7 protein-coding genes are annotated in these 13679 nt (G+C 43.7%); all 7 read right to left on the bottom strand.

Features of this window, described 5'->3' with window-relative positions:
* Positions 1 to 3360: a TonB-dependent receptor gene (locus C825_RS25885; RefSeq protein ID WP_010800702.1), complete on the bottom strand. Its 3360-nt coding sequence runs from the start codon at positions 3358 to 3360 to the stop codon at positions 1 to 3.
* Positions 3361 to 3479: 119 nt separating this feature from the next.
* Entirely contained in the window at positions 3480 to 4484 is a 1005-nt protein-coding gene (locus C825_RS25880) for a FecR family protein (protein ID WP_010800701.1), read from the bottom strand.
* A 73-nt stretch (positions 4485 to 4557) separates the two neighbouring features.
* A complete protein-coding gene (locus C825_RS25875) occupies positions 4558 to 5124 on the bottom strand; it encodes an RNA polymerase sigma-70 factor (RefSeq protein ID WP_010800700.1) in 567 nt (188 codons plus the stop codon).
* Between the two features lie 96 nt (positions 5125 to 5220).
* On the bottom strand, positions 5221 to 6735 hold the full coding sequence (locus C825_RS25870; RefSeq protein WP_010800699.1) for an arylsulfatase: 1515 nt from the start codon (positions 6733 to 6735) through the stop codon (positions 5221 to 5223).
* A 15-nt stretch (positions 6736 to 6750) separates the two neighbouring features.
* Positions 6751 to 8199 (bottom strand): beta-N-acetylhexosaminidase, encoded by a 1449-nt coding sequence (locus tag C825_RS25865; RefSeq protein WP_010800698.1) that lies wholly within the window; start codon positions 8197 to 8199, stop codon positions 6751 to 6753.
* Between the two features lie 103 nt (positions 8200 to 8302).
* Positions 8303 to 10138, bottom strand: a complete 1836-nt coding sequence (locus C825_RS25860; RefSeq protein WP_010800697.1) for a RagB/SusD family nutrient uptake outer membrane protein — start codon at positions 10136 to 10138, stop codon at positions 8303 to 8305.
* A 16-nt stretch (positions 10139 to 10154) separates the two neighbouring features.
* Positions 10155 to 13592 (bottom strand): TonB-dependent receptor, encoded by a 3438-nt coding sequence (locus C825_RS25855; protein ID WP_010800696.1) that lies wholly within the window; start codon positions 13590 to 13592, stop codon positions 10155 to 10157.
* Positions 13593 to 13679: the final 87 nt, after the last annotated feature.

Genomic DNA, 13679 nt, shown 5'->3' with positions numbered 1-13679 from the left:
CTAGAATTTTAATGTTAGACCAAGAGTATAAGTAGACATGGTAGGATAGTACTGAGCGTTGTTGCTGGTATTTTCAGGATCCCAACCTTTGCGATAACCTTTGAAGGTTAGAGGGTTGTCTAAAGATACGTAAAATCTTAGGCCGCTTGAACCGAACTTCTGGCAAAGTCTGTTCGGCAAAGTATAACCTAATTGGATATTACGTACTTTCAGATATGAAGCATCTATTACCCAAAAATCGGAAGTCAGCGTATTGTTACTACCGGCATTCGACATTACTTCCAGGCGTGGATATGCCGGATAGCGATTGTCTTGTTGAACGTTCCAACATCCTTCCATCTGCCATTTCTGGATGTTACCTTCCTGATAGAATGCATGACCTGCATAAACAGATAACATACCTTTTACTTTGGCAACACCTTGGAGAAGCATACTGAAATCGAAACCTTTGTATTCTGCACCCAGGCTTAAACCGAATGTATATTTAGGAATGCGTGAGCCCAAATAAACTTTATCGTCGGTGGTTACTTTTCCATCACCATCCGTATCTACATAGCGGATATCTCCGGCTTTGGAGCCTTTGGCTATTGTGCTTTGGTCATACCATTCGCTTACTTCGTCGTCAGTCAGGAATACGCCGTCTGTCTTATAACCGTAAAACATTTGCATTGGATAGTCGATAAACAAATCACTACCGTTACCGACCATACCGTTGTTCTGAGTAACGTTCCCCATACCGAGTGTCAATACTTTGTTGTTGATAATGGAGAAATTACCATTGATATGATAACTAAAATCTCCAAGTCTGTTTTGATGTCCTATTTCAAATTCCCAACCTTTGTTTTCTACCTCACCGGTATTTACCTGAGAAACACTCAGACCGAAGATTGAAGAATAACTGGCGGACGGTTTGTATAAGATGTCTGTTGTTTTACGATAGAAGTATGAGGCGTTGAATGTTAATTTATTGTTAAAAAGAGCCGTTTCGATACCGAAGTCGGTTGTACGGGTACGTTCCCATTTAAGTGTCGGGTCTACATAAGTAGTTACTGCTGCTCCCTGTGTATATACACCACCAAATACATAATTTTGTGCTTGTCCCAATGTGTAAACAGATTGGTACGGGTAGTTACCAATATTGTTGTTACCCAATACGCCGATAGATGCTTTGAGTTTCAAATTGTCGACAAAAGACAAGTTTTCGTTTTCCTTCCAGAACTGTTCTTCAGAAACACGCCATCCCCCGGCTACAGACGGGAAGAAACCGTATTTACTATCTGTTGGGAAACGAGAAGAACCGTCGTAACGCATGGTCGTTTCGAACAAATAACGTTGGTCGAAGTTGTAAGTTAAACGACCGAATACTGATTGGATAGCCCATTCGTAACCGCCACCACCGTTTGTTTGTCCGTCTGCTCCGCCGGCGCCCAGATAAGGAACATCATCTGATGGAAAATTATTACGACTGCCGGATAAAGTCTGCTGGCCTTCGTCTTCCCATGTATAACCAACTAATGCAGCCAGGTTGTGTTTTCCTGCGATGGTCGTGTTGTAATCGGCAATAGCCTGGAATGTCTTGTAAACAGTACGTTTCATCTCGTCTGTCAAGCTGGAAGGGCCAGTGCTTTTTCCACCGGCAAGTTCCATGTCGCAACGATAATTACGGGTATGGTTCAATGTATAATTGTAACCGCCGATAACTTTTAAAGTCAATCCCTTGATAGGTTGATAAGAGAGTTCGGCATTCGATTTGAATTTATCATAATCTTCGCGATAGAAAGAGGCGCAATCAACCCATGATACCGGTGTACCCATTAATTTAGGGCCTAAGCCGACTTCTCCGGTCGAGAGGTAACTTGGTGTTAAACCAGGGAAACGTACAGCGTTGGAAATAATACTTTTATATCCGCCGCCATCCATTGAACCCGGTGTTGAAGGTTCGTGACGATCGGAAGCCATACCACTTAAGCGCACACTTAATTTTAAGTTTTTAGCCAGTTCGGCATTCAGGTTTACGCGGGCGTTATAACGATTGTAGTAGTTATTATCCAGTAAACCGTCCTGGTGTAAATAACCTAAAGATGCCATGTATTGTATTTTTTCCGTACCGCCACTTGCACTCAATTCATGTTTGGTTTGCAATGCGTGACCACCCAATAAATCTTCCAGATACATTTCGTTGGCATAATTGTCCGGGTCGGAACCATCGCGATATTTCTGAATCATTTCCGGAGTATATGTTTCTTTTCCTATGGCCATGTTATAATACTCGGCGTATTCATAAGAACGGGCTAATTCCGGTAATTCTGTTGCCTGGCTCATTCCGACAGAACCGTTATAAATGATACGGGCTTTACCTTCTTTACCTTTTTTAGTTGTAACCAGTATAACTCCATTGGCGGCACGTGAACCATAAATTGCAGAAGAGGATGCATCTTTCAGTACTGAAATTTGTTCTATATCGGTAGGTGTTAAATCACTTAATGAACCGGGAAGACCATCTACTAATACCAGCGGGCTGGGGGTGGCACCGAAAGAACCGACACCACGAACACGAATTGTTCCGGCATCCTGTCCTGGGTTTCCGCTTTCTTGTGTGATTGTAACGCCAGAAAGTTGGCCAGTCAACATGTTGGAAACATCAGGTACGGCACGTGCTTCGAGCGCTTTGCTGTCAACAGAAGCAATAGAACCGATCACGTTTACTTTCTTTTGTGAACCGTATCCTACGACAACCACCTCTTCAAGTGTTTGTGTGTCATCCATTAATTGGATATCAAAATTCGTGTTATTTCCTTTTACGGGTATTTCTTTTGTAAGATACCCGATATAAGAAATTTGTAAAACACTTCCTTCAGGAACTTCCAGAGAGAAAGCGCCGTCCAGATTGGTTATCGAACCGGTAGTGGTACCTTTTACTATGACATTGGCACCGATGATTGGCAATCCGGTGGCATCTAAAACAACTCCGGATATTTTTTTCGGGTTGTTTTTATTTTGTGCCGGAGTGGTTTGTTCTGCTCGAGCAGGAACGATTACAATGTGTTTATCTTCAATTTTATAAGAAAAACCGGTATCCTTCAAAACTTCAGTCATGACTGAAGACAAGATTTTATCACTAAAATCTTGTGATATTTTTCTATTGATATCTAGTTTTGTCTGATTATAAGCAATACTTAGGCCGGTTTGTTTTTCTATCTCTTCAAATACTTTCAAGATAGTATTATTGTTTCCGGTAATTGTAATGCGTTGATTTTGCCCCCAGCTTATAGTACTGGTGAATAGGGCTAACGATGTTAAGATAAATATTTTACGAAAATTTAGGAGTGCTTTCTTACTCTTTTGATAGTTTAAATTCATACTTTTGCGTATTAAATCAATGAATACTAAATTTAAGATCCCTAAGATTTTAAAATGCTGTTGGTTGATTTCGGGGGTCCGGAAAAGGTGTCGCGATTTTTTTCCGGTCCCTTTTTTTGTTATTTAGCTCCTTTCTTTTTTTGTGATTGAATAGTAATTATGTTGTCTTCAATTTCGTAACTCAATCCGCTGACAGTCATTGTCAGGATTTTCATGACGGTATTGATACTTTCATACTGACGGAACTTTATGGTATATAGATCCGGTGTGAATAAGCGTGGATTTATAACAAAATCTACGGCATATTTTCGTTGAATGGTTGCCAATATTTCTTTGAGAGGCTGATTTATAAAGTTTAGTTCACCTTTTATCCAGCCGGAATAGCTGGTTGCATCAATGATTTTTTTCTCAAAGACACCGGTTTTGTAGTTATATTCCAATTGCTCATTGGGAGACAAAATGAACGAGTTGTCATCTTTTTCTATTTTATCCACCCTGACGGCTCCATTTTCCAATGTAGTAATGATCTTGTCGCTTTCAGAATAGGCTTGTACGTTGAATTTGGTACCGAGAGCCTCTACTTTCAGGTAACTGGTGTTGACAATAAAAGGATGTTCTTTATCTTTCCTGACGGTGAAATTCGCTTCTCCGGTCAGGAAAAGTGTACGGGTTTTCCCCCTGAACTCTTTCGGATAGATAAGAAGACTTCCTGAATTGATATTTACTTTCGAACCGTCCGGAAGTATCAGTTCCTGTTTTTCTCCTTCCGGAACGAAACATTGTATCAGTTCGGGATCGTATGTATTGTACCGGATATACAGATATGATCCGGCAATGGATAATAGAGGAATGATTAAAATGGCGGCGGCTCTTGCCAATTTATGTATCAGACTGTAGCGTTTCTGTGAAAATTTATCCTGGTTGATTTTTCTCTTCGTTGCATTCAGTGAACGGTAAGTCTCTGCATTTGCTCCTGTCGGATATTCGTTCCATATGGAAAGAAGAGCCTCTTCTTTTTCTTTCTGATTGGAAGGGTGAACCAGCCATTGCCATACTTTGGTCCGGAGTGCCGGATCAAATGTATGGTTGACCAGATTATATAGTATTTTAGATGCTTTTGACATGCGTATATATTTCCTGTTTTGTATATATGATACGTGAGTCAGGAAGTACACACAGTCAAAAATGAACTTTTTTTTAAAAAAATGTAAAAATAAAGAATCCGATTATTTTTCGGATGTCTGCCAGTGCCAGCGTCAGGTGATTTTCGACTGTCCGTTTACTGATAGACATGCGTGCTGCAATCTCATCATTGGATAATCCGTCCACACGGCTCATCCGGTAGATTTGTTTTCGTTGGGGCGGCATCTTTTCAACGGCGACAGAAATAAGAAATTCCAGTTCTTTGGCATATAACTCTTCTTCTATGCTGTCATTGTCTGTGGAGGTAAACGAAGCATTGTTGGTTTGTTGTTCCTGGTAGTCCCTGAATAACAGGGAACGTTCGATATGTCGGAATACCGTATTTTTGGCAATGCGATACAGGTAGGCGTTCAGATTCTCGATCTCTTTCAATCTATCCCTGTTCTGCCACATGGATACGAATATATCCTGGGAAATATCTTCCGCTTCTTCCTCGTTTTGCAGGATACCGCTTATGAATCCTTTAATACGTGGAAAATAATGCAGGAACAATGACTCGAATGCCTGTTCATCGCCCCTGCTGACTGCCTCTATGTATCCCTTTTCGGTGGCGAAATCCATTAATAGGTAGATTTATTGTCTCTTTATGTGGATACAAAGATAAAGATCGTTTGCCATTAAAAAGAAAAAAAAGTATAAAACTACTATCTTTTGAGTTTAGAAAGCAAACTTCAGGTTTTCCGGTGGTGTACTGGATTCCGACATCAATTGATTAAATTTCTCAACAATATCCGGGTGTTTGTCTGCTACATCGTGTAATTCCTGAATGTCGTTTTCCAGGTCATACAGCTCCATTCTCGTATTTCCTTTGCGGATATCTGTAATGATCCCTTTCCAGTTCCCCATGCGGATCGCTTTGTTTCCTATTTGTGGGTCAGGATATTCCCAGTAAAGATATGCATGCTGTTTCTGTTTGTCTTTTTCTCCGAGTAGTGCCGGCAGGAAACTGATCCCGTCGGTGGGAGGACATTCGATGGAAACGATATCTGCCAGTGTCGGCATTACATCCTGAAATGCACAGATATGGTCGGATTCTGTTCCGGCTTTGATCTTTCCAGGCCAGGAGACGATAGCCGGTACGCGTATTCCTCCTTCGTGGACGAAACATTTCCCCCATCCGTATTCTGATTTGAATAATCCGCCGCTGTTGAACCAGGGGGAATCGCTGCCGCCGTTAAACGTCGGTCCGTTGTCGGAAGTGAAAATGATCAGGGTGTTTTCATACAATCCTTCCTGTTTCAATTTGTCGACCAGTTTTCCGACCTGTTCGTCAAAATAACTGATCATCGCTGCATAGGTTGCATGCGGATAACGGCATGGCATATACCCTTTGTTACCGGTGTAGGGCTCTTCGTCTCCGAATTTATCGACATAATAGTTGACCCAGCGTTCCGGAGCCTGTAAGGATACATGCGGAAGAGGTGTTGTCCAAAGCAGGAAGAACGGTTGCTCCTTATTCTGGTCGACAAAATGAATCATTTCGTCGAAGATGAGGTCGTTGGCATATTCATTCTGGGTAAATTTCCGGTAACTGGCTTCATCGTACGGATCCGCTCCTTCATCCAGTTTGGTCAGATGGGGGTCCCGTATTTTGTTATTGAGATATACGCGTTGATCGTTTTTCCATAAGAACGGAGGGTAATAGGTATGTGCCTGCCTCTGGCAGTTATATCCGTAAAACTGGTCGAAACCCTGTTTGCCGGGGACACCTTCCGAACCGGGATAACCTAATCCCCATTTTCCGAAACAACCGGTCGTATATCCGGCATTCTGCATCATCCGGCCGATTGTCATGGTACCGGATTTTAACGGATATTGCCCTTCCAGTTCCGGATGGACGTACATCGAGTCGTGGCTGTTGATCGCTCCCCGTGAGGCTATTTCATCATTCGCCCTGATCTGTGCGTGTCCGGAATGTAATCCGGTCAACAGTACACAGCGGGCCGGAGCGGAAACGGGCGATCCTGTATAATGTTGGGTCAGTTTGATCCCGTTATTTCTCAGGCGGTCGATATTCGGGGTTTCTATTTTTTGCTGGCCATAACATTGCAGGTCGCCATAACCCATATCGTCCATCAGTATATATATAATGTTAGGTTTGCTCTTTTCTTTCTGGCAGGAAGACAGACCTGCAATACAGAAAAGCCCTACTAATAAATTCGTTTTTTTCATCTTTTTGTACTTTAATTAGTCCCAACTGAAATCATCAGTTACTTCGCTTTTTAATCCTGGTCCGAACATATATCCTTGTTTTTCAAACCATTCTTTTTTGTCTTTTACCTTTTGGTAAAACAGTTCGAAACTCTCCGGTTCGCTCCGGCTCCACATTTGTTCGGCGATAGCCAGAATGCGGGGAAACAGCCTCCGGTCGATCATATTTTCTGTTACCCTGTAATCGGTCCAGAGGGCACAACTCATTCCTAACAAGAGAGGCGAATCTTCTTTTCTATAAGACGGGTTGGCGGTATATACATCTTTGATATCGAATGTACGCGCCGCCTCATATCCTTTCCAGGGAGTGACAGGGAAATTCAGGTAGGTATAATAATTGGTTCCGCAGATAACGGGAAGATTTCTTTTGAGTGCTTCTTTGAATGCGGTGTCTTTATGTCCCCGCCAGTTCCACCAGTGGATCACTACGTTATCAGGTAACGCATAACCATCCTGATAAACGACATCTCCCCAAAAGATTGCTTTTCTTCCTTTGTTTTTCAGATAGTTGGCCATCTGTGCTGAGAACCAGAGCTGAAGATCGTGGCTGTCTTTCAAACCGTGTTCTTTGATACATTGCCCGCAATCGGGACATGTATCCCAGTTCCCTTTGGGGGCTTCATCACCTCCCAGATGAATATATTCGGAGGGGAACAGTTCGCAGACTTCATCGAGTACATTCTTCAGAAAGTCCAGTGTATGTGTTTTGCCGGCACAGAAGATATTTTGTGTAAAGCCGTTTTCGGGAACCTGTATGGTGTCGCCGAAGCAGCCTAGTTCCGGGTAAGCGACCAGAGCGGCTTCTGCGTGTCCCGGCATATCGATTTCCGGGATAACCGTGATACCGCGTTCGGCGGCATATCTGACAATCTCTTTGATCTCTTCCTGTGAATAGAAACCCTGTTGTTCCGGGCCTTTGCCGACAAAAGCGCCCACTTCGGTAAGGCGCGGATATTGTTTGATTTCAATGCGCCATCCGAGGCCCTCCGTCAGATGCCAGTGGAAATAGTTCATTTTTAGCAGGGCTGCCATGTCGATATATTTCTTTATGGTCGAAACTTTCTGATATTGGCGGCCGGAGTCGAGCAGGAAACTTCTGAAACCGACACGCGGCCTGTCTTCTATTTTCAGGCAGGGGATGATCCATGTCCCGTTCTGATCGGAGGCCAATTGCTTTAATGTCTGCCGGGCATAAAAGAAACCCGCATCGCCGGATGCTTCTATTTCGATACCGTTTTCTGTTACCTGTAGCCGGTATGCTTCAGAAGGTAATGCCGTATTCGTAGTCTGGCGGATATCGGCTTGTAGGTTTTTTGTGCGAAATTCTCCGTTACCTTGCACGACTGTTTCCGGTGCAGGGATTACTGTTTGTGCCGTCAGGAAAAAAGAAGAAAGCAAGAGAATAATAATACTTACATATTTCATGATATATACGAGCTAAAATAAAGAAGATGCATCAAAAGTTCGTTTTGTCATGGAGGACAAGTCTCGATTTTTGATACATCCTCTTTGTTTGTGATTAATTAAACTATTCCCAACCCGGATTCTGTTTGATATTCGGATTTAATACCATCTGATTCAATGGTATCGGGTAAAGATAATAATAATCCGGCCATAATTTATTCGGATCCGGATGGAATTCCAGATAACCTTCATCCGCACCTCCGTCGATGGTCACAGCCGTACCTGCCGGGAAGTCTGATTTCCGGACATATTGCCCGAGTTTTTTCTTCATGGCATAATGACATTTCTTCCATCTTCTGAGGTCGTCGAAACGGAAATTTTCTGAAAACAGTTCGATACGTCTTTCCCTGCGTACTTCCCATAAGAGAGGAGATACGGCATAATCGCCTGCATATCTCGAATCACCCAAATCCCGCTTCGGATCAAAACTTTCATTGATCTGCGATACAATCATCGAAGGAACATTTGCCCGTGGACGTATTTTGTTGATGGTCATGTCAGCAACGGACTGGCTGAATTCTCCCAGTTCAACCATTGCTTCGGCATAATTCAGCATCACTTCTTCTACCCTGAATATCGGCATGTCGGTCTCTTCATTCCGTTGAGAACCCATGCTCAGATAAGTATTGAAATATTTCCAGTTATTATATCCGAATGCCGATTTGTACCAGGGTTGCCCGTTCAGGAAGAAATCGTAGTGGGGATTTTCTCCTAAGATACCGCCATCGTATCCTTGTCTGAACGGCAGTGTTTTCTGACGTTCGGCCGGAACGATCAGATTGATACTGTCAATAAAACTACGGTCTTTCGGATTGTCCGTAAACTTCCATTTGTTATCCCAGGCCGTTGTCGATTCCGAACGGTCGACTACATAAGGCGGAGTAACGTGCAGCCATAAACGGTGGTCCCTGTTGCTGAATTCGTCGTACATATCCTTGTCACCCAGGAATATCTGACTTGTCCAGCGCGGTTTGCCGTCCGAACATAAATAGCTGTCCACCATGTCGCGGGTTACATTATAGAATGACTGAGCCGTGGTTCCACCGATGCTGGTAGCATGTACAACATTGGCATCATTGGCATACGCTTTGTAAAGGATGATTCCGGTCATACCATTTAACGACAATGAATTGAACAGGTCGTCGTAGTTGCTGTGAACGTTCGGATATACCTTTAATACTTCTTCGGAAGCCCGCTTACATTCTCGCAGGAACTTTTCAGCATCCTGTAGTCCGTGATATTTTCTCCAGGTTCCTTCAAACAGACAGAAACGGGAGAGTAATGTCTGTACCACCACGCGGTTGATTGTGTTGGCTCCATCGCCATCCTGATTGATGTTCTGTTCTGCATACTGAAGGTCTTCCAGGATATGATTGGCAATGACATCTCTGGAGTCTCTTTCCCCATAAATGATATCCGTTTCATCGTCTGCCAGTACATGGTCGATCCAGGGAACACCGCCGTAAGCGGAAAGTAAGGTCAGATATCGGTAGGAACGGAAGAAGTAACCGACACTGCGCCAGTGGTTTCTTTCCGTTTCAGTCATATCCGACGTCTCGATATGGTCGAGCATGAGGTTTGTCCGGCGGATGAATGAATATTGTGCCCATGGTGTATTGTCTGTTTTTGACGGGGGAACAACAATTCCCCTGATCCAATCGGTTTCGCCTGACCCCCGTGTGGAGTTATAGGAGATATTGTCCGTGTTGGTTTCTCCGTAACCGAGTGCCGGGAATGTTTCATACAAACCCCATGCATATGTTTTGAAATTGTCGTATGATTTGAATACGGTTTCTGCAGTGGGACTGCCCAGCGGGTATCTTTCCAGGAAATCGTTATTCATGCAGCCGGAAAATCCGAAAATGACGAGTAGTCCGAATAATATTTTGAATGTCTTCATGATCGTATGTTTTAATTTAGAAAGTAACATTTATACCCAGTGAATATTTTTTCATGAAAGGATATTCCCAGGCTCCTTTTGAAAGCATATCCGATTCCATTCCTTCTGGCAGATGGTCCCAGGTATGCAGATTTTCACCACTGACAAATACCCGGATATTATCCATATAGATTTTTTGACAGATATTCTTGGGTAATGAATAAGACAGAGTAATGTTCTGTATTTTCAGGTAAGCGGCATTTGCCAGATATTTGGTTTGCACTTTCTGGTTGAATTTCGTATTCGTTTCATTCTGCGGATACACCCTCGGATAGAAGGCATCCGGATTATCCGGAGTCCAGAAGTCGAGTGTTTCCTTGAATAAACTACCCCAGCTTCCGTTCGGCCATGCCATCTGGTCGGTACGCCAGTAGTCGCGTTTTCCTACCCCGCGTAAAAAGATAGACAGGTCGAAACCTTTGTAACTGACTCCGGCTGTGATGCCGTATTGGTAACGGGGAGTATTGTTGCCTATGATGCGCTGGTCGCCCGGATTGTGAATAGTGTTGTCGCCTTCGAAAATAAATTCGGTATCATCGTCGAAGTTCTTGTAAAGAATATCACCCGGATATACAGTTCCTGCTCCCTTGAACATCGGAATACCCGGTTTCAGGGTTCCGTCTGCGTTGAAATCGTCCGTCGTATAGAAACGGTCGGTTACGTACCCCCATATTTCACCCAGCTTCATGCCTTTCCGGTAAAGGTCTTTTCCGAACAGGCCGGCTTCGTTGTCGTATTTGGTGATTTCGGATTGCGAGTCATACAGGTTGAAACCTACCCGGTAGCCTACATCGCCTATCCGGTCATGCCAGTTGATCTTCAGTTCCCAGCCGTATGTTTTCAGGTCTGCGGCATTTTGTTTTGCAGCACTGGCACCGACTACTCCCGGCAATTCCATTCCCGGAGCCAGCATACCTTTGGTATCACGACGGTACCAGTCGAATGTGGTATTCAGCTTGTTGTTGAACAGGTCCAGGTCGAAACCGAAGTCTAGTGTATAGACTTTTTCCCATCCAAAGCTACTGCTGACCATGGCCGGAGCTCCCAGTGTCGTAACCTTTTGCCCGTCCACCAACCAATTGGAAAGGTAAACGTTCATATCCGGGATATAAGGATAATTATCGGGTGTATTGTCGGATTTTAAGATGACCTGGTTCCCGATGGAACCCCAGGATGCCCTGAGTTTCAGGTTGGAGAGCCATTCGTTTGTCGTTTTCATGAAATTTTCTTCCGAAATACGCCAACCGGCGGAGAAAGAGGGGAAGAAACCGAACCGGCTGTTTTTGGGGAAACGGGAAGTGCCGTCGTAACGTCCGTTGGCTTCCAACAGGTATTTGCCGGCATAGCTGTAATTCACGCGATAGAATAATCCGCGGATGGCAAATTCCTCGAACGCGTCATTCGTAATCGGAGTACCCGTCGATAAGGATAACGAAGGCAGTGAACCGACCACTACATCCGTACGATAAGAATATTGGGATTCGGTATGGCTCGACTCCTGATTGTATCCTCCCATCACCGAAATATCATGTTTACTGAATGTCATATCGTAATTGGCGAATAAGTTGACGGCATTATAATCCGTATATTTGGAAGTGACCGCATAGCTGGAGTTCTCCGTGCTGTTCAGTACCCCGGTAAAGTTCATTCCTATATACTGATATTTGTTCTTATAGAATTTATTTTGCTCGGTTGTCCGGTTGTAAGTGTATTCTCCGGTTATCTTAAGACCTTTCAGCGGACTCAGGATGATTCGTCCCAATGCTCTTAGGTCATTTCTTTTGATTCTCCGGGGATCGCCGTAACGGATATAAGTGGCGGGAGACTCAGCCGGATAGACTGTCCCGTTTTCCTCATAATCTTCATTATTCTGATAAGACGGTAAATTCATGGCGGCTACCCATACAGTATTACGTCCTCCTGCCTCTACTTTTTTCTGTTTGGAATTACCATATTTCAAGTCGAGTTGGGTTGTCAGCCAGGAATTGACATCTACTCCCATAAATGTAGAGAGGTTGAGTCGGTCATAGCTGTCTTTATCCGTAATCAGGATACCGTCTTCTCCGGTATAGCCGACGCCGATGCGATAGACTGTCTTCTCACTACCGCCGGAAACCGACATGCTGTGGTTCTGCATGAATCCGAAATTATCTGTCATATCGTCGAACATATTCCGTTCTTTCATCAGAAATAGATTGCCGTTTTCGTCAAAGATATATCCGTTCGGATATTTTCCCGGGTTACTCTGGTAGTCACGTATGTATCCTTCCCACTGGGTGATGTTTTTGCCATCTACATAGGTGTCGTTGGGCCAACCCATTTCTTTGTAGGCCAGGACCGATTCCAGCGGATTGGCTTTCTGAGGTAACTCCAGCGGCTTGGAGAACGATATATTATTGTTGTAATTGAATTTCGGAGCGGAATCTTTTTTCCCCTGTTTCGTGGTGATCAGGATAACACCGAAGGCGGCTCTTGCCCCGTAGATGGCTGCCGAAGCGGCATCTTTTAATATGGAGACCGATTCGATTTCCTGTGGATCGATCATATTGATATCCATCGGAACGTTGTTCACCAGTACGAGAGGCGTACCTCCATTGATAGATGTCGTACCACGGATATTATAACTCATTGCGTCACCTGGCGTACCGGTTTCCGATCCGATCTGTAATCCGGGTGTCGTCCCTTGCAAAGCCTGTGCTATGTTAGGGACCGGACGGTCTCCCAATGTTTCCGATAAATTGACGGAAGCAACGGCTCCGGTCAGGTTGACTTTCTTCTGGGTTCCGAAACCGACCACTACGACTTCATCCAATAACTGAGTGTCTTCTTTTAAAGTGACAGTAATGTCTTTTTGTCCCTTCAGATGAATGTCTTGCGAAATGTATCCGATGAAAGATACTGTCAGGGTAGCATCCTGGGGAGCGTCCAGGATGAATTGTCCGTTCAGGTCTGTGATCGTTCCGTTGTTCGTTTTCTTGTCGATCACGTTAGCTCCGATGACAGGCATTCCTGTTTCGTCGATCACTTTACCGGTGATTTTTCCTTCCTGCGGCATTTTATCGGCCAGCAGGACGATCTTATAATTCTCTATCCGGTAACTGCCAGGCGCAAGCAACTGATTTAACACCTCTTTGATGCTGGCCTCTTTGAGATTCAGGCTGACCTGTCTGTTCATGTCGATCTCGGAGTTGTTGAGGAAGAAGACAAAAGGAGTTTTCTCTTCGATCACTTTGATTGCTTCACTCAGTTTCACATGGGTTAATTCCAAGCTTATTTTCGTATTTTGTGCATAACCGTTTATTGCGTAAAGCTGAAAAAAGCAAAAGCCTATAAATAATAGTATTAGCTTCATTTTTCTGAATGAATTAATGTTAAGAAAGGAAATAGCATTCCTTTCTGTGGAAATTTTTTTCATACATTTGTACTGTTTTAAATTTAACTTATTGCTCTCATCTTCTTGTTTTTGAGAACAGTTTGTTTCACATTACCGGGCAAATGTTAC

Origin of the sequence: Parabacteroides sp. ASF519 (assembly GCF_000364265.2) — a bacterium.
GTDB classification, from domain to species: Bacteria; Bacteroidota; Bacteroidia; order Bacteroidales; family Tannerellaceae; genus Parabacteroides; species Parabacteroides goldsteinii.
Note: the sequence above shows the minus strand (reverse complement) of the source record. Positions and strands in the feature narration are given on the sequence as shown.

What these genes read in the sequence shown, in the direction of transcription:
- C825_RS25885 (WP_010800702.1), bottom strand. Translation starts at nt 3,360, where the DNA reads ATGAATTTAAACTATCAAAAGAGTAAGAAAGCACTCCTAAATTTTCGT.
- C825_RS25880 (WP_010800701.1), bottom strand. Translation starts at nt 4,484, where the DNA reads ATGTCAAAAGCATCTAAAATACTATATAATCTGGTCAACCATACATTT.
- C825_RS25875 (WP_010800700.1), bottom strand. Translation starts at nt 5,124, where the DNA reads ATGGATTTCGCCACCGAAAAGGGATACATAGAGGCAGTCAGCAGGGGC.
- C825_RS25870 (WP_010800699.1), bottom strand. Translation starts at nt 6,735, where the DNA reads ATGAAAAAAACGAATTTATTAGTAGGGCTTTTCTGTATTGCAGGTCTG.
- C825_RS25865 (WP_010800698.1), bottom strand. Translation starts at nt 8,199, where the DNA reads ATGAAATATGTAAGTATTATTATTCTCTTGCTTTCTTCTTTTTTCCTG.
- C825_RS25860 (WP_010800697.1), bottom strand. Translation starts at nt 10,138, where the DNA reads ATGAAGACATTCAAAATATTATTCGGACTACTCGTCATTTTCGGATTT.
- C825_RS25855 (WP_010800696.1), bottom strand. Translation starts at nt 13,592, where the DNA reads ATGAAAAAAATTTCCACAGAAAGGAATGCTATTTCCTTTCTTAACATT.